19 protein-coding genes are annotated in these 19,381 nt (G+C 70.4%); 8 read left to right on the forward strand and 11 right to left on the reverse strand.

Going from position 1 to position 19,381, the window contains the following annotated elements; all coding sequences use genetic code 11:
* The first annotated feature begins 47 nt into the window (after positions 1-47).
* Positions 48-1,013 carry an electron transfer flavoprotein subunit alpha/FixB family protein gene (locus L3078_RS43575; RefSeq protein ID WP_239760004.1) on the forward strand — a complete coding sequence of 322 codons (966 nt, stop codon included), beginning with the start codon at positions 48-50 and terminating at the stop codon, positions 1,011-1,013.
* A 129-nt stretch (positions 1,014-1,142) separates the two neighbouring features.
* Here the strand turns inward: L3078_RS43575 and L3078_RS43580 are convergent, their stop codons facing one another.
* Together L3078_RS43580 and L3078_RS43585 are read right to left on the reverse strand one after the other, a co-directional pair.
* A complete protein-coding gene (locus L3078_RS43580; protein ID WP_239760005.1) occupies positions 1,143-1,637 on the reverse strand; it encodes a flavin reductase family protein in 495 nt (164 codons plus the stop codon).
* On the reverse strand, positions 1,634-2,815 hold the full coding sequence (locus tag L3078_RS43585) for an acyl-CoA dehydrogenase family protein (protein WP_239760006.1): 1,182 nt from the start codon (positions 2,813-2,815) through the stop codon (positions 1,634-1,636). The genes L3078_RS43580 and L3078_RS43585 overlap by 4 nt, the downstream gene beginning before the upstream one ends.
* Positions 2,816-3,224: 409 nt before the next feature.
* Here L3078_RS43585 and L3078_RS43590 point away from each other — a divergent pair, with 409 nt between their 5' ends.
* Together L3078_RS43590 and L3078_RS45030 are read left to right on the forward strand one after the other, a co-directional pair.
* Complete coding sequence (locus L3078_RS43590; RefSeq protein WP_239760007.1) at positions 3,225-4,175, forward strand: AraC-like ligand-binding domain-containing protein; 951 nt, start codon at positions 3,225-3,227, stop codon at positions 4,173-4,175.
* Positions 4,172-4,363, forward strand: a complete 192-nt coding sequence (locus L3078_RS45030; RefSeq protein ID WP_420864148.1) for a DUF6192 family protein — start codon at positions 4,172-4,174, stop codon at positions 4,361-4,363. Before L3078_RS43590 ends, L3078_RS45030 begins: the two co-directional genes overlap by 4 nt.
* Positions 4,364-4,602: 239 nt before the next feature.
* Here the strand turns inward: L3078_RS45030 and L3078_RS43595 are convergent, their stop codons facing one another.
* The 7 genes from L3078_RS43595 to eno all read right to left on the reverse strand — a co-directional run bounded on the left by L3078_RS43595 (position 4,603) and on the right by eno (position 11,451).
* Positions 4,603-4,959, reverse strand: coding sequence for a TetR/AcrR family transcriptional regulator C-terminal domain-containing protein (locus L3078_RS43595; RefSeq protein ID WP_239760008.1), 357 nt, complete (start codon positions 4,957-4,959; stop codon positions 4,603-4,605).
* 180 nt (positions 4,960-5,139) lie between these two features.
* Positions 5,140-6,000 carry a 3-hydroxybutyryl-CoA dehydrogenase gene (locus L3078_RS43600; RefSeq protein ID WP_239760009.1) on the reverse strand — a complete coding sequence of 287 codons (861 nt, stop codon included), beginning with the start codon at positions 5,998-6,000 and terminating at the stop codon, positions 5,140-5,142.
* A gap of 285 nt (positions 6,001-6,285) precedes the next feature.
* Positions 6,286-7,191, reverse strand: coding sequence for a LysR substrate-binding domain-containing protein (locus tag L3078_RS43605; protein ID WP_239760010.1), 906 nt, complete (start codon positions 7,189-7,191; stop codon positions 6,286-6,288).
* A gap of 84 nt (positions 7,192-7,275) precedes the next feature.
* Complete coding sequence (locus tag L3078_RS43610; protein WP_239760011.1) at positions 7,276-8,376, reverse strand: alcohol dehydrogenase catalytic domain-containing protein; 1,101 nt, start codon at positions 8,374-8,376, stop codon at positions 7,276-7,278.
* 70 nt (positions 8,377-8,446) lie between these two features.
* A complete protein-coding gene (locus L3078_RS43615; protein ID WP_239760012.1) occupies positions 8,447-8,998 on the reverse strand; it encodes a carboxymuconolactone decarboxylase family protein in 552 nt (183 codons plus the stop codon).
* Positions 8,999-9,024: 26 nt separating this feature from the next.
* Positions 9,025-10,047 (reverse strand): VOC family protein, encoded by a 1,023-nt coding sequence (locus L3078_RS43620; RefSeq protein WP_239760013.1) that lies wholly within the window; start codon positions 10,045-10,047, stop codon positions 9,025-9,027.
* A 93-nt stretch (positions 10,048-10,140) separates the two neighbouring features.
* Positions 10,141-11,451, reverse strand: a complete 1,311-nt coding sequence (gene eno, locus L3078_RS43625; RefSeq protein ID WP_239760014.1) for a phosphopyruvate hydratase — start codon at positions 11,449-11,451, stop codon at positions 10,141-10,143.
* Positions 11,452-11,834: 383 nt separating this feature from the next.
* Between eno and L3078_RS43630 the strand changes: the two genes are divergently transcribed.
* The gene (locus tag L3078_RS43630) at positions 11,835-12,428 is read left to right on the forward strand and encodes an NADPH-dependent FMN reductase (protein WP_239760015.1); all 594 of its coding nucleotides are present in this window, start codon (positions 11,835-11,837) and stop codon (positions 12,426-12,428) included.
* Positions 12,429-12,515: 87 nt separating this feature from the next.
* On the opposite strand, the gene L3078_RS43635 is transcribed toward L3078_RS43630, so the two are convergent.
* Positions 12,516-13,547 (reverse strand): LacI family DNA-binding transcriptional regulator, encoded by a 1,032-nt coding sequence (locus L3078_RS43635; protein WP_239760016.1) that lies wholly within the window; start codon positions 13,545-13,547, stop codon positions 12,516-12,518.
* Positions 13,548-13,729: 182 nt separating this feature from the next.
* On the opposite strand from L3078_RS43635, the gene L3078_RS43640 reads away from it, so the two are divergent.
* Positions 13,730-14,509, forward strand: a complete 780-nt coding sequence (locus L3078_RS43640; RefSeq protein WP_239760017.1) for a fumarylacetoacetate hydrolase family protein — start codon at positions 13,730-13,732, stop codon at positions 14,507-14,509.
* A gap of 177 nt (positions 14,510-14,686) precedes the next feature.
* Here the strand turns inward: L3078_RS43640 and L3078_RS43645 are convergent, their stop codons facing one another.
* Positions 14,687-15,952: an MFS transporter gene (locus tag L3078_RS43645; protein WP_239760018.1), complete on the reverse strand. Its 1,266-nt coding sequence runs from the start codon at positions 15,950-15,952 to the stop codon at positions 14,687-14,689.
* A 730-nt stretch (positions 15,953-16,682) separates the two neighbouring features.
* Here L3078_RS43645 and L3078_RS43650 point away from each other — a divergent pair.
* From L3078_RS43650 to L3078_RS43660, 3 genes are read left to right on the forward strand one after another with little or no spacing between them, the layout of a single operon-like run.
* The gene (locus tag L3078_RS43650; protein ID WP_239760019.1) at positions 16,683-17,687 is read left to right on the forward strand and encodes a C-terminal binding protein; all 1,005 of its coding nucleotides are present in this window, start codon (positions 16,683-16,685) and stop codon (positions 17,685-17,687) included.
* 32 nt (positions 17,688-17,719) lie between these two features.
* Complete coding sequence (locus L3078_RS43655) at positions 17,720-18,748, forward strand: phosphotransferase family protein (protein ID WP_239760020.1); 1,029 nt, start codon at positions 17,720-17,722, stop codon at positions 18,746-18,748.
* A 55-nt stretch (positions 18,749-18,803) separates the two neighbouring features.
* The gene (locus tag L3078_RS43660) at positions 18,804-19,334 is read left to right on the forward strand and encodes a cupin domain-containing protein (RefSeq protein WP_239760021.1); all 531 of its coding nucleotides are present in this window, start codon (positions 18,804-18,806) and stop codon (positions 19,332-19,334) included.
* Positions 19,335-19,381 lie beyond the last annotated feature (47 nt).

Genomic DNA, 19,381 nt, shown 5'->3' on the forward strand with positions numbered 1-19,381 from the left:
CCCCGCCACAGAGGGACAACCAGAAGCACGACCAGAAGTAGGCGCTCATGCCCGATGTCCTCGTCCTCGTCGACCACGACGAGGAACGTGTCCTCAAGTCCACGTACGAACTCCTGGCCGCCGCACGGCGGTTGGGTGACCCGGCAGCCGTCGTCGCGGGAACCCCCGGTACGGCGGCCCGCGTCAAGGAATCCCTCGCCCGCCACGGTGCCATGAGCGTCTACGCGGCCGAATCGACCGAAGCGGGCGACTTCCTCGGCACGTCGTCCGTCGACGCCCTCGAACTCGCGGTCCGGCAGGTTTCTCCCGCCGCCGTGCTGGTCTCGGCGACGACGGACGGCAAGGAGGTGGCCGGGCGTCTCGCCGCGCGGTTGGACGCCGGGGTGCTGATCGACGCGGTCGACCTGGACCCGTCCGGTGCGGTCACCCAGATCGTCTTCGGCGGCTCGTGCACCGTGCACGCGCGGGTCACCCACGGCATACCGGTGATCGCCGTACGGCTGGGCTCCTTCGAGCCGGAAGAGCATCCCGTGGAGGCGACGCAGCACACACTCGTGCTGCCGCCGATCGACCCCTCGGCGTCCGCCCGCGTCGTCGCCCGCCGCGCCGCGCTCGCGGGTGACCGTCCCGCGCTCACCGAGGCGGCGGTCGTCGTCTCCGGTGGACGCGGCGTCGGAGGAGCGGACGGCTTCAAGGTGGTGGAGGAACTGGCCGATGCGCTCGGAGGCGCCGTGGGCGCGTCGCGCGCGGCGGTCGACGCCGGCTACTACCCGCACCAGTACCAGGTGGGCCAGACGGGCAAGTCCGTCTCGCCCCAGCTGTATGTCGCCCTGGGCATCTCCGGGGCCATCCAGCACCTCGCCGGCATGCAGACGTCCAAGACGATCGTCGCGGTCAACAAGGACCCGGAGGCCCCCGTCTTCGGTCTGGCCGATTACGGCGTCGTCGGTGACCTGTTCGCGGTGGCCCCCCAGCTCACGCGGGAAGTGACTGCCCGCCGTACCGAACGCTGACGGCCCGCCGTACCGAACGCTGACGGCCCGCCGCACCGCCGGCTGACCGCCCGCCGTACCTGCGCGGAGGTGGAGCTGCCCACCCGGCACCCACGGGGGGTGGTCGGCCGGCAGCTCCACCACGCATCGTCAGGCCGCCAGGCGCCGGAACCGGCTGCCGTGGAACACCAGCGGCTCCCGGTCGGGGTCAGCCTTCAGCCCGTGGATCTCCAGCAGGACGATCGTGTGGTCCCCGCCGGGGAGTTCGGCATGGACCGAGCAGTCGAGCCAGAGGTTGGCACCGTGGACGTACACACCGCCGTCCTCGCCGCTCTCCCAGTCGACCCCCGCGAACCGGTCCCCGCCCCGAGCGGCCAGCGAGCGGCAGACCAGGTCCTGCCCCTCGGCCAGGACGCTCAGACCCAGCCTGCTCTGTCTGCGCAGCCTCGGCCAGGTCGACGAGGTGTCCTGAACACAGACCGACACCAGAGGCGGTTGGAGAGACACCGGCGTGAACGTGCTGGCGGCCATGCCCACCGGCGTCCCCGCGTCGAGGGCGCACAGGGCCGTCACCCCGGACGGGAAGCAGCCGAACGCCTGGCGCAGCACGGCCGGATCCGTCGGTGTCGTCACGAGCGGGCTCATCGAACGCCCTCCTGACCCGACAGGACCGCGCCCAGACGCCGCAGCGAACCGTTGTTGCCGGCCACATGCTGGGCGACGCAGCGGACGTCGCGCCAGCGCCGCTGCAGGGGGTTCGAGCTGTACAGCCCGGAGCTGCCCGACAGCGTCATGATCTCGTTGAGGATCCGGATGCCCTCGTGGTGGATGTGCTGGTGGCCGCCGGTGTAGCCGAACCACTCGGCCGGGGTGGGCTCCTCTCCAGCGAGCGCCCGGCTCATGACCGTGGCGCCGGTCTGTTCGAGCAGCGCCCACAGCGCGGCGGTGCGCAGATGCAGTTCGGCGAACTTCTCCTGGAACACCGGGTCCTGGCCGATGACCATCCGTGGGTCGAACGCCGGCCGCTTGATGGCGGCCAGTTCCGCGAGGTCGCCGAGCGCGCCGTCCAGACACCCGATGACGACGGCGTCGTGCGAGGCGCCGGTGGCGGTGTACGGCAGGTCGTAGAAGGGGGCGGGGATGTGGTTGTCGCCCATCAGCGGGCCCGTGAAACGCTCGGGAACGAAGACGTCGTCCATCGTGAAGTCCGTGCTCTGCGTGGCCCGTAGGCCCACCGCGTCCCAGGTGTCGAGGAACGTGGCCTGCTCGGGGCGGAGTAGCGCGACCCGCATGTCCGGGCGGCCGTCGGGCAGCGCGGGAGCGCCCTCGACCACGAAGCCCGCCAGCAACCAGTCCGGGGTGAACGAGCCGCTGGCCAGAGGCCAGCGCCCACTGAGCCGGTAGCCGCCCGCCACGGGGACCGCCCTGCCCTTCGGGGCTATCGCCCCACGGAGCATCAGGTCGGCGCCGTCGCCGAACACCTCTTTCTCGAGCGTCTCCCGCGGCAGCGACCGTACGAAGAACCAGGCCATCGAGGCCGCCTGAACGGTCCAGCCGGTCGAACCGTCGGCCCGTGAGATCTCCCGGACCACCTGAGCGCTCCGCACCAGGTCGAACTGCTCGCCGCCCCATTCCCGGGGCAGGCTCATCCGGAACACCCCGGCCTCGCGCAGAGCGGCGACGATCTCCGGGGGAACGGCTCGGGCCTCCTCGGCCTCGGCGGAACGCGCGGCGATCCCGGGCAGATGCGCACGGACGCGGCCGAGTACGCCGTCGTCGGCCTCCCGGTCGTGGGACGGGGCCGGTTCGAGCAAAGTCGTCATGATCGATCCTTGGGATGTGTGCGGTCAGGGAGCGTCTGGTCCGCCGCGTGGCTGAGGGAGGACGCCTCACACGGTTTGCGCGCAACGGCCGTTCCGGGTGAGGGGAGTGCGGCTGTTCCGGGAAGGTCGGCGTGGGCGGGGAGGCGCGCCCGTGGCCGTGCCTGCCCGTCTTCGCGGGAGCGTTCGTGCTCGTCCTGCACGAACGCCGTACGAGGTGCCTCGGGCACTGCTCGCATGATGCGGGGCGGGAGGAGGGTCCTGCTTGTGTACGGGAGCACAGGTAATTTGCGTGGCTGAGAACACTGCTCCGGAGCCGGTGGCGGATCGTCCGGGCGGACTTATCATTCCTCGCCAGGAGTGCCGTCCGAGCCCGTTCCTCGGGGGCCGGCCGCACCGGGAGGAGAGCCGCATGCCCCGGATCACGACACCGAGCGAAGGCACGGCCACCGAGCGCCTCGAATACTGGCGGGACGCCGTGAGCCAGAACCTCGTGCCCCTGGAGGTCCGACCGCGCGAGAGCTCCGACTTCAGCGCGTCACTGCACGCCGTGCGGGTCGGCCAGGTACAGATGTCGGTCATCTCGGCCGCACCGCACAGCATCGCGCGCACCCGTCGGCACATCACCTCCGACGCCCCCGACTTCTTCCAGCTCACCCTGCAGCTCACCGGGCGCGGCGTGCTCACCCAGCGGGACCGTCAGGCCCAGGTGGGGCCGGGTGAACTGGTCATCTACGACACACGCCGTCCCTTCACCTACGATCTCGACGAGTCGCACACCGGCCTCGTCCTGATGTTCCCGCAGGCCATGTTGCAGCTGAGGGAACGTGATCTGGCGCGCGTGACGGCGACGCCGGTGCCCTGCCACGACGGCCTCGGCCAGGTGGTCCTGCCCTTCCTGCACGGGCTGGCGCGCCAGATGGAGCACGTGGAGGCCCGAGCCACGCCACGGCTCGCCGACAACGTCATCGACCTGGTCGGCACGCTGCTCGTGGAGCACGCGGACGCGGTGCGGACCACCGAGGCGGACGGTTCGGGCCGGCTCACCGAGCGTGTCCTCGTTCATATGGAACAGCGGCTCGCCGACCCCGGGCTGAGCCCCGAGGGGATCGCGGCCGCCCACCGCATCTCCCGCCGCTACCTGTACAAGTTGCTGGCGGCGCGGGGGTACACGGTCTCGGGATGGATCCGGGAACAGCGTCTCGCCCGCTGCCGCCGCGACCTCGCCGATCCGTCCCTGGACCACCTGCCGGTCGGCGCCATCGGAGGGCGCTGGGGTTTCGCGGACCCGGCCCACTTCAGCCACGCCTTCAAGGCGAAGTACGGCATGAGCCCACGAGAAGCGCGCACGGACCGCCGATGACGTCGGCCGGCGGACGGCGACGCCCGGATGTCGCCCGGACGACGATGCGGGACGACACGATCCGGATGCTCGTCAACCGTGCCCAGTTCGACTGGTCCAGCTACTCAAAGGCGAGGAGTAGCGGTGCGGGCGTCGGGAGGGCCGGCGTCTGGCCGTGCACTACGGCGACCTGGTCCGCGTCGCCCTGATGGTGAGAAACCTTCTTTCCTCTCCCCATTCTCAGTCGCCGGACGAGTACTTCTGCTGGAGGCTGTCTACGTAATCGATCCGCTTCCGCGTCTGTTCGGGCGTCTCCACTTGCCTTCCCTGCTCACGTTGACGCGCGGTGAGAGGAGGGCCTGCTCCAGAGCCTGGCGCCCGCAAGGAACAAGACCTTCAGCGCAGCCGAGGAGCGCGCGAGACAGCCTTCAAGTTCCCAGACGCTCACTCAGTCCCGGGGCAGATAACCGTGCAGGAAGGCGTGGACACCGGCCGCTGCGATCTCGTGCGTCTCGGTGTCCGACAGCGCGTCCACGCCCGCCCGGCCCCGGCCCCAGGTGTTGGTCACCAGCACCACGAAGTGCTGGGCGGCGAGTTCGGAGTCCAGCACGTGCAGCAGCCCGCGCTCGGCAAGCCGGGCCATCTGGGCGGCGAGGGTGCGCTGCACCCGCAGGGGGCCGGCCTTCTGCCAGGCGTCGTGGAGGTCGCCGGGGAAGTACTCGCCCTCGGCGCTGATCCGGGCGGTGATCGCGAAGTGGTCGGTGAACTCCGGCCGCGGCCGCACCCAGTCCTTGGCGAGGCTCACCAGGTCGGACTCCACCTCGGCGGCGCTCGACGTGCCGCCGGTGGCGCTCGATCATCGCCTCGGCTGGTGGGGCAACGCGCTCAAGGAGGCCCGCGCCAAGTCCCCCTACACCCCCCCAGGGCTGACACGGCGACAGGCGGGGCGTCTCTGATCTGGGAGAACAAGGTCGAAAACACGTAACTACGTGTAGCTGAAGAACCCCCGCCCCGACTTACGTCCCAGCAGACCCGATTCGACCATGCGGCGCAGCAACGGGGGAGGGGCGTACAGCGGCTCCCGGTACTCCTCGTACAGCGCCTCGCCTATGGCCGCCACCGTGTCCAGACCGATGAGGTCGGCGAGGCGCAGCGGCCCCATGGGGTGAGCGCAGCCGGCGGTCATCCCCGTGTCGATGTCCTCGGCCGTCGCCGTGCCGGAGCCGACCATCCGCACCGCTGCCAACAGGTAGGGAATCAGAAGGGAGTTCACCACGAAACCCGCACGGTCCTGCGCGACGATCGTCCGCTTGCCCAGGGTCTCGCCGGCGAAGGCACGCACCCGCTCCTCCGTGGCCTTCGAGGTGTGCAGCGTGGGGATGATCTCGACCAGCGGCATGACGGGGACCGGGTTGAAGAAGTGCAGCCCGACCACCGTCTCCGGTCGCCCGGCCGCGGCGGCGAGCCGGGCGATCGGGATCGAGGAGGTGTTGCTCGCCAGCACGGTGGCGGGGTCGGTGAGCACCTCGCCCAACCGCCGGAACAGCTCTGTCTTGGCCTGCTCGTCCTCGACGGCGGCCTCGATGACCAGGTCCGTTCCGTCCAGCCGGGAGAGGTCGCCGGTGACCGAGATGCCGGCCAGAGCGTGTGCGCGGTCGTCGGGCGCGATGGCCCCTCGCTTCTCCGCTGTGAGCAGGGAGTCCGCCACGCCCGCCAGGCCGGCACGGGCCCTGTCCTCGGTCACATCGCACAGCGTGACGTGCAGCCCGGCCCGGGCGCACACCTCGGTGATGCCCCGGCCCATCTGGCCCGCGCCGACGACGCCCACGTGCTTGATCGCTGTCATGCGTCTCTGCCTGCCCTCCGTCGGGCGGCGGTCGACCGACGCCGCCTCATGTGTGGTGTCGTGTCGAGCGTAGGCCGGGCACACCCGCTCTGACCTGCCCTGATGGTGCGACATCCGCGCACAAACATGCGTCGGTTCGACGTCTCCCCGACCATCGGCCGGACTGCGCGGCACGGTTCTCCGCCTCGCCGTCCCCACGGTGCCTCGGGGCCGCGCACCGGGTGAGCGCGCGCATGCCGACGAGGCGTCCGGCTCGTGCCGGACGCCTGCTGTGGAGCGGTTGCTTCAGACGGTGGCCGTGGCGGCGGCGGCCTCCCGCAGGCGGCGGATGACGCCACGCACCGCGGGCGAGGTCTCGCCCTTGCGGTAGGCGCCGACCAGCCGGGTCGTCAGTGTCACGTCCGCCAGCGGACGGTACGTCACTCCGGGGATGCGCACGAGGCGCAGCGAGTCGGGGACCAGAGCCACCGCGAGGCCGCCGCCCACCAGCGTCAGCGCCGCGATGAAGTCCCGTACCGGAGGAGCGCACCGCGGTGTGAAGCCCCCGCGCTCCGCCACTTCGAGGATCTGGTCACGGCAGCCGAACTCCTCGTCGAAGTACGGGGCCACGAACTGCTCGTCGCGCAGTAGTGCCGCCGGTACCGCCTCGTACGCCGCCAGCGGAGCGGTGGCCGGCACCGCCAGGACGACCTTCTCGGTGAGCAGACAGGTGGCCGTGACCTCGGGCGGGTACTCCGGCCTCCAGCGCAGGAAGCCGACGTCGATGTCCCCGCAGGCCAGCGCCTCCAGCTGGGCAGGCGTCTCCAATTCGCTCACCTGCACGGTCAGTTCGGTGCCGGGGGCGGTGCAGCGGGTGAGGACGTCGGTCAGCACGCCGGAGAACGCGGCTGAGGCGACGTACGCGATCTGGGCGTGCCCCAGCTCCCCGCGACCGGCGCGTCGGCCCACCGCCTCGGCCCGCGCGACCTGGGCGAGGGTCAGCCGGGCCTCTTCGAGGAACAGCGCCCCGGCACTGGTGAGCGCGGGGCGCGTGCGGCGCCCCCGGTCGATCAGCCGTACGCCGAGATGTGACTCCAGTGCTCGGATCTGGGCGCTGAGCGCCGACGGAGCGAGATGCAGACGGTCCGAGGCCCGGGCGAAGTGCAGTTCCTCCGCGACGACGACGAACGATTCCAACCAGCGCAGTTCCATCGGCTTCTCCGTTCCGCTGGAACACCCCGCGGCGGCGTCAGGGCAGAACAGGACCGCCACGGGGTGGATAGGGGGATCCGCGATTCAGGGAATCACGACATAGTTGCTGAAGCCGCCGTCGAGGTCCGTGGCGCGTCCGGAGATCGCTTCGTTGACCTCGGACAACGGGAACGGCTTGGTGATCAGATAGGACAGGTCCAGGGTGCCGGTCGCCACCATGTCGGCCACTTCCTGACCCTGCGCGGTGGTGAACCAGTTGGAGCCGATCAGCTGGACCTGCTCGTCCATGAGCCACTTCACGTCCACGGGCAGCCGGTCCGCCACGCCTCCGACGTTGACCACCCTGCCGCCGCGCCGGACGCCCTGCATGGAGTCCAGCATCGTCTCCACCGGGGCCTTGGCACCGAGCGCGCTGATGACGAAGTCGGCGCCCTCGCCACCGGTGCGGGACTTCGCCCAGGCGCCGGTGGAGCCCTCACCGAGCCGCATGACCTCGATCCGGTCCGGCGCCAACTCCTTGACCCGCTTGAGGAGTTCCTCGTTGCGTCCGGTGCCGAGGACCCTGGAGACACCCGAGGCCAGCGCGAGGAGGGTGGAGGCGACACCGAGGGTGCCGGTGATGCCGTCGATCAACGCGACCTGACCGGGGCCGGCCGCCGCGTGGCGGAGCGCTCCGTAGGAGGTGCCGATGTAGCCGAGCTTGCCGGCCTGCTCGAACGACATGCTGTCGGGGAGGTTGACGATCGCGTGCTGCGGCGCCGTCATGTACTCCGCGAAACCGCCGTAGGGGTAGAGGTCGAAGATCCGCTGGCCGTCGCGTGAGGTGCTGAAGTAGCCGTTCAGGGTGAAGTAGCGGCATCGGCTGAGTTCGCCGCCGCGGCACACCTGACAGCTTCCGCAGGACCGCAGCGGGCTCACATAGACGCGGTCGCCGGGTCTGGTGTTGAGGACGGCCTCCCCGACCGCCTCGACGACGCCGGCGGGGTCGAGCCCGAAGATCGCGGGGAGCTTGGGGAGCGGCTGGTGCGGGTACCAGGTGGGCCAGTTGTTGATCACATTGGCCATGTTCGGCACGATCCCGCACGCCTTGACCCGCACCAGTACGTCGGTCGGCCGCGGGGTGGGCACGTCGATCGTGTCCACGGACATCGGCTCACCGAGCGCGTGCAATCGTGCAGCGAGCATTTTCGCCATTGAAATACTCCTCGGAACTGCTCCGCCCCGGGCGGCCGGGGGCAGAGACATCAAGAATTCCCTACGACTTCGGGAAAGGGTTGGGGTAGTTGTCCTCGAGGTCGATGCCCAGCAGCCCCATGATGCGGACGCCGGAGTTGTACCAGGCGATGGACAACGACAGTTCGACCATCTGCCGGTCCGACAGGTGCTCGGCGGCCGCACGCCACGTCTCCTCCGAGACGTCGACCCGCAGCGTGGACTCCTCGGCGAGGCGCATGACCGCCTTCTCCGTGGCGTCGAACAGGTCGGACGACTCGAAGTCGGCCACCGCCGCGAGCTGTTCCGCGCTGAGCCCGGCCTTGAGCCCGTGCGACTGGTGGTGTGCGACCTCGTACGCCGACCGGGTCGCGTGGCCCACGGTCAGGATGGCCAGTTCACGCAGGCGAGGGCTGAGGTCGGCGGCCCGCAGCGCGTTGGCGTAGGTCAAGAAGGCGTCCAACTGGGCGGGCGCGTTGGTCAGGGCCAGGAAGATGTTCGCTGTCGGGACCTTGCGTTCGGTCTCCAACCGGTCGTACAGCGGCTTGTGCGACTCGTCGGCGTCCTCGCGGCGCAGATAGGGGACGCGGGCCATGGGTGTCTCCTCGTGGGTTGAACGGATCAGCGGGTGGACCGGGACTGTTCGAGCAGGAACCGTTCCAGCGACATGGGCTTCGGCGGCTCGGCCGGCGGAATCTGCTTGACCCCCGCGAAGGGCGACGCCTCGAAGTACCACTTCTCCAGCGCCGGCAGGCCCCAGCGGGTGTTGGTGCTCAGCGATCCCGCGTCCCAGCGCACCGGCTCGATCTCGGTGTCGATCGTCTGGTAGTGACTGTTGAAGACCTCCACCCGGTGCCCGTCGGGGTCACGGAGGTAGGCGAAGAGCATCCCGCCCGGACCGTGCCGGCCGGGGCCGCGCTCCACGCCCTCGCCGTAGCCCTGGATCCCCGCGAAGTCGCAGGCGGTGAAGATGTCGTGGCTCTCGGAGACGGTGTACGCGAAATGGTGCAGCGCGGGGCCGGTGTTCTCGACGATCGCCAGGTCCAGGCAGGTGCCCTTGCGGTACATGAACGCGCCCAGCAGCTTGTCGCCGTGCGCCAGGTACTCGGAGTTGCGGAAGCCGAGTTCGCCGTAGAACGCGCACAGCTCGTACGTGTCCGGCGCGAAGGTCTGGTAGTGGTCCAGCCGCTGCGCGTGCGCGCCCTTGTGGAGCTGGAAGTCGATGTGCAGCCTCGGCCGGGTCTCCATGTGCGCGCAGAGTTCGAGCGGCGTCCCGATGGGGTCGCTGACGTGCAGGGTCCGGCCCTGGTACGGGGCGTCGACCCACTCGGCGGGCAGCCCCCGCTCACGGAACCAGCCGTACGCGAGGTCGAGGTCCTCGTCGAAGAACACCCGGAAACCGATCCTCCGGCACGAGCCCGCGCCCGCCCCCTCGCCCTCGTCGGCCTGTTCCAGTACGAGGCTGTGGTGGCAGGCCTCCGCGAGGCCACGGAGGTAGCAGGTGCGCTCGTCCTCGTCGCTGACGACGAGTCCCAGCACGTTCACGTAGAAGTTCCGGCTCTCGGCCAGATCGGCGACGGTGAGCCGGACATGGCTGGAGCGGGTGATGTTGAAACTCGGGCGCAGATTGACGGGTGGCAGCATGCTGGTCTCCGTGCTCGGATCGGCTCTGTAGTGTCGCTGGCTTGATTTCAGTGTCGCGCGGCCGGTTTTCGGCTCTGCGGTGACGGCCCGGATCTACGGCTCGGCCGTCAGGGCGTCGGAGCCGGCGAAGGTGAACGCGGACCACCCGCTGAATTCCGCGGATGCGCCGAGGGACTCCTCGATGCGCAGGACCTCGTTCCACTTGGCCATGCGCTCGGAGCGGGTGAACGAGCCCACCTTCAGCTGGCCGGCGTCCCAGCCGACGCTGAGATGGGCGATGGTGATGTCCTCGGTCTCGCCGGAACGCGCCGAGACGACCGTGCCGAAGCCGGCGTCCTTTCCGGCACGCAGGGCCTCGTACGCCTCGGTGATCGTCCCGGCCTGGTTCGGTTTGACGAGGACGGCGTTCACCGAGCCGTCGCCGGCCGCGGCCTCCACCCGCTTGGCGTTCGTGACCAGGTAGTCGTCGCCGATCACCTGGCAGCGCCGTCCATGGCGCCGCGTGAATTCGAGCATGCCGTCGTGGTCGTCCTCGCCCACCGGGTCCTCGACGGACAGGATCGGATACTGCTCGATCCAGCCGCCCAGCATGTCGATCAGGGCTTCGGTGTCGAGGGTGCGGTCGTCCAGAGCGAGTGTGTACCGCCCGCCGCTGCCGAACTGCGACGCCGCGACGTCCAGTGAGATGCCCACCTCGGTCGAGGGGGTGAAGCCCGCGGTCTCGATGGCGCGGGTCAGTGTCTCCAGCGCCTCCTCGTTGGAGTCGAAGGCGGGCCAGAAGCCGCCCTCGTCGGCCACGCCCTGGGCCTTCCCGGCCGCGCGCATCAGGCTTCCGGCGGCCCGGTAGATCTCCGCGGTCCAGTCCAGGGCATCCGAGAAACTGCCCGCGGCCGGGCACATCACCATGAAGTCCTGGACGTCGACCCGGCGGTCCGCGTGGGCGCCGCCACCGAAGATCTGGATCTCGGGCAGGGGGATGCGGACCGGGCGATCGCCCGCCAGGTGCCTCCACAGCGGTACGCCCGCCGACGCGGCGGCGGCGTGCAGGACGGCCATGGACGTGGCCACGATCGCGTTGCCGCCGAGACGGCTGCGGTCGCTGGTTCCGTCGAGATCCACCAGGAGCCGGTCGACCGTCTCCTGGTCGACCGCGTCCTGCCCGGTGAGCGCGGGTGCGATCTCGTCGTTCACCGAGCCCACCGCGCCCTGGACGTCGAGCCCGCCGAAGCGGCTGCCGCCGTCGCGCAGGTCGAGAGCCTCGCCCTGGCCGGTCGAGGCACCCGCCGGTGCGATGGCCCGCCCGATCGCGCCGTCCGCGAGGTGGACCTCCACCTCGACGGTCGGCCGACCGCGTGAATCCCACACCCTGCGGCCCTGGAGCTTGGCGATCCGCGCATCTGACATGCGGTGCAACCTTTCGGAGTTCGGACGACCGACGACCGTCGGGGAGTCCGTGCCTGTCGTCGGGGGAGGGGCGTCCGCACGACGGGAGAGGTACGGCGGCGCCGAGAGCGCGCGAAGGCTCGTACATCTCCCCGTCGATATGTGCTAACGATAGCGCAATCGTGCGAACTGCCGACGGCAATGTCAAGAGGCCGGCTGCTCGTCGTTCCTCTTGAGCCGCCGTGCGAGATGGCTCTCTTGGTGCGGACGACGGTCAATGCTATCGTTCGCACGATCCCGCTCCGACAAGGACTCCGGCGGGCCCGCGCCGCCTGGATGGACGGACAGCACAGGCGAGGCGGGCCCGTCGGACCGGGGCGTGGCGAAAGGAGAGCGAGCCCGTTATGGCAGCCGAGACCTCTGTGACGCCGATGACCCTCACCACCGTGGTGGCCAGTACTCGCCCAGGGCGGGTGGGGAGGTCCGTAGCGGACTGGTTCACCACCCGGGCCGCGGAGGACGACCGGTTCGAGTCGCACACCGTCGACCTGCGGGAACTCGATCTCCCGTTCTTCGACGAGCCGCATCCGCCCGCCCTGCGGCAGTACACGCGGGGCCACACCCGGGAGTGGAGCCGGATCGTCGAGGCGTCGGACGCGTTCGTCTTCGTCACCCCCGAGTACAACGGCGGCTTTCCCGCCCCGCTGAAGAACGCGTGGGACTACCTGGTGGTGGAGTGGCAGCACAAGCCGGCCGCGTTCGTCAGCTACGGAGGCGTCTCGGCCGGCACCCGGGCGGTGCAGATGGGCAAGCAGGTCGTGGCGAACCTGAGGATGCTGCCGATCGGCCCGACCGTGAGCATCCCGTTCGTCAACGAACTCGTCGAGGACGGAGCGTTCCGGCCCGGGAAGATCCACGAGACCGCGGCCGAGCAGGTGCTCGACGAACTCGCGCGTACCGCCGGCGTCATGCGCCGGCTGCGCGGCGGAACGTACTGACCCGACCGGCGCGTTCGACGGGTGCGGGCGAAGGCGCCCGGAGCGTGGGCTCCGGGCGCCTTCGTGTGCGAGTGGGGCCGGCGCGGTTCAGCGGGACTTCGGCGAGGTCTTCGCGCGAGGGGGCGCCGTGCTGCCGCGCAGGATCAGCGATCCGGGGGAGACCGAGGTGTACGGGCCGTCGTTGTCCGGAGTGGTCTTGAGGCGACGCATCAGCCACAGCGCGCAGCCGGTGGCCATCTCCTGGATCGGCAGACCGATCGTGGTGAGCCCGGGTCCCCACCAGGAGAACCCCGGCTCGTCACCGAACCCGATCACGGACAGCTCTCGGGGCACCTTCGTGCCCTGCGCGGACAGTTCCTCCAGCACCCCCCGGGTCAGCTGGATCGATCCCAGCACCAGCGCGGTAGGGGCGTCCGGGCCCGTCAGGAGCCGGCGCACCGTCCGCCGGCCGTGCTCCACGGACGACGGCGGGCCCAGCTCCGCACGCCCCGCGTCGTCCGGCAGGCCACCCTCGCGCAGCGCGCTGCGGAAGCCGCTCAGACGCTCCGCGCCGGTGGGCAGTTCCTCGGGTCCGCCCATGTACGCGATCCGCGTGTGCCCCTCGGCGACCAGGTGACCCGTGGCCCGGCGCAGCGCCTCGTGGTCGTCCACGCCGAACCACTGGGAGCCGAGCGACGGGTGGCGACGCAGCAGTTGCAGATGCGGCACCGTGCGCAGGAGCTTGACGGAGTCGCCGTGCGGGCGCGCGGTGGGCACGATGATGACGCCGGCCACCCGGGTCGCGGACAGCTCCCGCAGATGGCGCAGTTCCACCATCCGGTCGTCGTCGGTCTCCGCGAGCATCAGCTGGAAACCCTCGGCCTCCATGTTCTTGGACAGCTCGTGCGCGATGGTCGAGTAGAAACTGTTGCGGATGTCCGGGATCACCAGCGCGACCACATTGCTGGAGGCCCCGCGCATCATCCGTGCCGCGCGGTTGCCGACGTACCCCATCTCGGAGGCGGCCTGGCGGACCTTGAACTTGGTCTCCTCGCTGATGCGGGAATCGTCGGCGAGGGCGCGGCCGACCGTGGAGACGGAGACACCGAGGCGTTCCGCGATGTCTTTGGTCGTGACCATCTGTGGGCCCCCTAGAGCTGACTGATTCCCGTACGTCACTTTCCGTGTGCCAACGATAGCGCACCTGTTGCGCTCCGTGGTCGGGGAGGAGAGGTGCGGGGCTGATCGACAGTGCGTGCTAACGTTAGCATTACTGAAGGGATCGTGCAGCCGTCCGTGGCTGCCAGGCCATGGAGGTATCCGTGCGGATCATCAGGTATGCCGCCGAGGGCGTGCGTCATTATGGAGAACTACTTCCCGGGAACGCCGGAATCGCGAGATGCGAGGGGGACCCTTTCACCGGACTGTCCCCCACCGGGCACGTCGACGACATCGGTGACGTCGTCGTTCTCGCACCGCTGGAAGAGCCCCGGATCTTCGGTTTCGCCTACAACTACGCCTCACACGTCGACGAGACCGATCGTGAGGTCCCGGAAGTTCCCGTGTGCTTCATGAAGCCCAGTACGGCGGTCATCGGCCCGGGTGACGCCATCGTCTATCCGGCGGAAGGCGAACTCATCCATTTCGAAGGCGAGTTGGTCGTCGTCATCGGGAAAAGGGCCCGCCATGTGAAGCCCTCGGAGGCGCACGAGTACATTCTCGGCTACACGTGCGGCAACGACGTCAGCGACCGCGTCGTCCAGCGCAGGGAAAGCGCCTTCGGCACGCTCCTCATCGGAAAGGGGCAGGACACTTTCGCCCCCCTCGGACCGGTCGTCGCGACCGAACTCGATCCTTCGGCGCTGACACTCACGACCCGGGTGAACGGGGCCGTCACGCAGTCCGCGAGCACGGCCGACCTGCTGCTCGCCGTCCCCGACATCGTCAGTTACCTCAGCCGCTATCTGACGCTGCTGCCCGGTGACGCGATCATGACCGGTACGCCCTCCGGCGTCGGACCGATCCGTCCCGGGGACGAGGTCGAGGTGGAGATCGAGGGCATCGGCGTCCTGCGCAACCCTGTCGTGGCCGAGAGCCTCTGACGCGGACGCCCGCCGGGCGACCACGCACCGGGGCCTGCCCACCGCTCGGCGGTGGGCAGGCCCCGTGGCATGTCCGCGCCGCGCCGACGTCCCCCGCCGGTGACACGGACACGCCACTGCGGTGCCCCGGACCGAAGCCCGGGGCACCGCAGTGGCGGAAGCGCGGTGGGCCGGTCGCTAACGGACCGCGTTGTTGAACTCCGAGGTGCGGACGAAGGTCAGGGCGACGACGCCCAGCAGCGGCAGCACCGTGACCTGCAGCAGTCCGGCCTGCGTCCACCCGAAGGAGTCCACCAGGGCGGCGAAGAGCAGCCCCGAGAAGGCCGCCGGCCCGTAGTAGCCGGTGACGAAGAGGCCGGAGGCGCGTCCGATCTGGCCGGGGCGGACGGCCCGCTGCATCGCGCTGTTGGTGTTGGGATAGATGAAGCCCAGCCCGAAGGCGCCCATGAGGAAGGCGAACAGGCACTGCGGCCCCACCGCGGCCTGTGTCGTGTAGATGCACACGCTGATGGCGGAGACGCCCAGCAGGCCGACCATCAGCAGGTTGCGCTGGTTGAAGCGGTCGCCGAGCCAGCCGCCGAACACCGCCGTCATGCCGCCGAAGCCGAGGAAGCTCATGGCCAGCGCGGCCTGCGTCGGGGCGTAGTGCAGCGAGGTGATGAGGAACGTCGGGTACAGACCGAGGAACCCGTAGATGGCCACACCGCTGATGACCGCGTGGACGGCCAGGGCGACGGTGTTGCGGTTGTAGGGGGACGCCGACATGTACTCGTAGGTCCTGGTCGAGGCGACCTTCTCGACGGAGGTCTCGGTCAGGCCGCTCTTCACGAGGAACAGGGAGACGGCGGCGATCAGCAGTCCGGCGGCGCCGAACAGGTAGAACGGCGAGTGCCAGGTGCCGTGCATGCTCATCAGCTCGACACCGATCAGCGGCGCGATGAACACACCGATCGAGTAACCCACGCCGATCACGCCGAAGGCCAGGCCGCGCCGCTGGGCGAAGAAGGCGCCGATCGCCGCGAAGATGGCGGCGGACTGCATGCCCTCACCGAAACCCGAGACGACCCGGTACACCGTCATGTCGGCGAAACCCGTCGCCAGCGGCGTGGCCATCGTGCCCAGGGAGTAGATCACGATGCTGACCAGCAGCACGGTCTTGCGGCGGAAACGGTCCAGGAGGTAGCCGGCCGGAAGGCCGGCGAGGGCCATGCCGAGCGTGAAGTTCGTCGCCAGCAGCCCGCCCTGCTCCAGGGAGAACCCGTACTCCTCGCGGATGTTGGGCAGCAGGGGAGGGAAGACCTGGCGGTCCATCGCGTTGACCATGTAGGAGAGGACGATCAGCAGGAATCCCACGCCGATCATGGGGCGGGAAAGGGCGCGCCGGTCGCTTTCCTGGGTTTCGGCGGACACCGCGGTGGTGTCGACTTGCGCTGCGTGAGTCATAGCGGCTCCTGAAGGGGAATGGGCCACGGCGAGCCGCGGCGGACGCGTCGCCGGTACGGGGCCGTACGGGCGACGAGAGAAGCGGCGAGCGGAACACGGACCGGCGTCGACGGCGGCTCTGTGCCGTCGACCGGCGAAATAGGGGGGCGCGGCGGGCTCCTGGGCGGTCGGACACCGCATGCGGAATTCAGCCTTGTATCGCCCGTCGGGGACGTCCGTGGCTATGACGTCTTCGACAACCGGACTTCGTGCGGACACTTCTCGGTCGCACGGTCGGCGCTGGCAGAAACCATGAAGGGAAGTACCGGGCGCGTCAAGACGCGCACACCGCTTTTCTTCGCCGACCCCTGTTTTCTCCGTGACGACCCGGTTCCTCCGCCCGAAAAGGGGCCTGCTGCCTCGGTCGCGGCGATCGGCGCACGTCGCACTCTTGACGCGACGAAGACCCCGAATGCTATCGTTAGCATCGCGTGGCTGTGACAAAGTGATCCGACATGTCCTGGGATCCCGTGATCCGTTCCAGGGACGTACCGCGGCGCCTGCCCGACCACAAGTCGGCGGGCGCCGACGAGACCAGCGCCCCCACCGAGCCACCCCCGGGCGACCGACGGCCCATCGGACATGCCGCCGGCCGCCCTCCCGGGTGGCGATCAACCCGCTCACCGGACGCGACCGGGCGCGCAGCCCGACCGTCCGCCGCGGCCGTACGACTCTGCGAGGACGACCTGCCATGAACCGACCGAGCCGACCGGGCACCGTGCTGCTCACCGACTACGCCTGGCCCGACGACGCCGTCGAGCGATCCGTCATCGAGAAGGCGGGCCACACCCTGGTGACCGGCCCCGCCGGGCCCGCCTCCGCCGAGGCCATCGAGAACCTGGTGGCCGAGCACCGGCCCGCCGGCATCCTGACGTGCTGGGCCCCCGTCTCCGCCACCGCGATCGGCGCCTCGCCGGACCTGCGGATCGTGGCCAGGCTGGGCGTCGGCCTCGACAACATCGCCGTGCGGGCGGCCACCGACCGGGGCGTCTGGGTCACCAACGTGCCCGACTACTGCGTCGAGGAGGTCGCGGACCACGCCGTCGGCATGGTGCTGGCCTGGACCCGGGGACTGGCCCTGTTCGACCGGGACGTCCGCGCGGGCCGCTGGAACCCCGCCAGCGCCCGACTGCGCCGACTGTCGACGCTGACCTGCGGCGTCGTCGGCTACGGGCGCATCGGCCGCGCCACCGCCGGCCGCCTCGCCGCGTTCGGCTGCCGGATCCTGGCCCACGACCCGTACCCGCCGAAGGACACCCCCGGAGTCGAGATGGTGGGCCTGGAGGAACTGCTGCGCCGCAGCGACGTGGTGATCCTCCATGTCCCGCTCACACCGGACACGCACCACCTCGTCGGAGCCGAGCAGCTGGCGCTGATGCAGCGGGGCGGCCTGCTCGTCAACGTCAGCCGGGGCGGCCTGGTCGACACCGACGCGGTGATCAAGGCGCTCGCCAGTGGACACCTGGACGGGGCCGCCCTCGACGTCCTGGAGAGCGAGCCGCACGTCCCCGACGGACTGCTGGCCCAGCCGGGCGCTCTGCTCACCCCGCACGTGGCCTTCTCCTCCGACGCCTCGGTCACCGAGCTGCGCCGCAGAGCCGCCGAGGAGGTCGTACGGATCCTGGAGGGCGAGACACCGGCCCACCCCTGCAACAGCCCCCAGACCCTGACCGCCGGTTCGGGCGGCCCACGATGACCGCTTCCTCCACGCAAGGGGGCCCGGAACCGGTGCCGGACCCCGCACTCACCGACTTCCTCCTCACCCACCGGCTCACCGTGCCCGGCGAGGCCGCACGCTGGACACCGCTGGCCGGCGGCGTCTCGTCCGACCTGTGGCGGGTGGACCTGCCGGGCCGCTCCCTGTGCGTCAAGAGAGCCCTGGCCCAGCTCAGGGTCGCCGCCGACTGGCAGGCACCCGTCTCCCGCAACGCCTACGAATGGGCGTGGATGCGGTTCGCCTCCCGGCACCGGCCGGACAACGTGCCGGAGCTCCTGGCACACGACGCCGAGGCCGGACTCTTCGCGATGGCGTTCCTGCCCCCCGAGCGGTACCCGGTGTGGAAGGCACAGCTGTTCGCCGGCCAGGTGGAGGTGGCGACCGCCGCGGCCGTCGGTGAACTGCTCGGGACCCTGCACGCGGCGAGCGCCGGTGACGCCGCCCTCGCCGAGGAGTTCGCCACCGACGACAACTTCGACGCGCTGCGCATCGAGCCGTACCTGCTGGCCACCGCGGCGGCGCACCCCGCTCTGAGCGACCTCCTCTGGGGCCTCGCCCACCGCACGGCCACGACCCACCTCGCCCTGGTGCACGGCGACGTCAGCCCCAAGAACATCCTCGTCGGCCCGGCCGGGCCCGTGCTCCTGGACGCCGAGTGCGCCTGGTACGGAGACCCCGCCTTCGACCTGGCCTTCTGCGTCAACCACCTGCTCCTCAAGAGCCTGGTGGTACCCACACGCCGAACCGATCTCCTCGACTCCGCCCGGGCGCTGGTCGAGGAGTACCTCCGACGCGTCGACTGGGAACCCCGGCCGGATCTGGAGGCGCGGGTCGCGTCACTGCTGCCCGCGCTGCTGCTCGCACGCGTGGACGGCAAGTCCCCGGTGGAGTACCTCACGGACGACCGGCACCGGGAGTTCGTCCGCACGGTCGCGGCGACCCTGCTGCGGGCGTCGGCCCCGACGGTCGCGGACGTCCTGGACGCATGGGCGGCCGCGTTCGAGAGCCCGGCACGGCCCGGCAGTGACCAGCTCGACTGACCGAACCCGTTCGTCGGGGGCCCCGCACCTGACGGACCCGACCGAGGAGAGACCCATGCGGAGAGTCGTCACCGGCCACGACGAGAACGGCAGGTCGGTCGTCGTCAGCGACGGCCCCGTCCCGCGCAGCCGGGAGTTCACCAGCCTGCCGGGCTGGGTGTCCCGGCTGCCGTGGGCCACCGAGCCCGGTGAGCCCGTCAGCCGGGCGGGGGAGGACCCCACACCGAAGGTCACCAGTCTCCTCCCGGCGCCCGGCGGCACACGGTTCATCGTCCTGACCTTCCCTCCGGACAGCGCGATGGCCGACCCGTCGTTCGACCCCGTCGCCTACGGCCAGGAAGCCCTGGTCGACTCACCCGGCCTCGCGGAACTCTTCGAGCCCGACGGCATGCACGCGACGCCGACCGTGGACTACGGCATCGTGCTGCGGGGCGACATCGTCCTCGAACTCGACGACGGCCACCGCACCCCACTCTCGGCAGGCGACCTCGTCATCCAGAACGGCACCCGGCACGCCTGGCGCAACCGCGGTGACCACCCGGCCACCGTGGCCTTCGTCCTCGTCGGCGCGGAGCGCGACCGCTGAGACGGGCATCACCGGTCGCAACCGGTACGGCATCCGGCACCCGTGAC

This window comes from Streptomyces deccanensis, assembly GCF_022385335.1.
Classification (GTDB): domain Bacteria; phylum Actinomycetota; class Actinomycetes; order Streptomycetales; family Streptomycetaceae; genus Streptomyces; species Streptomyces deccanensis.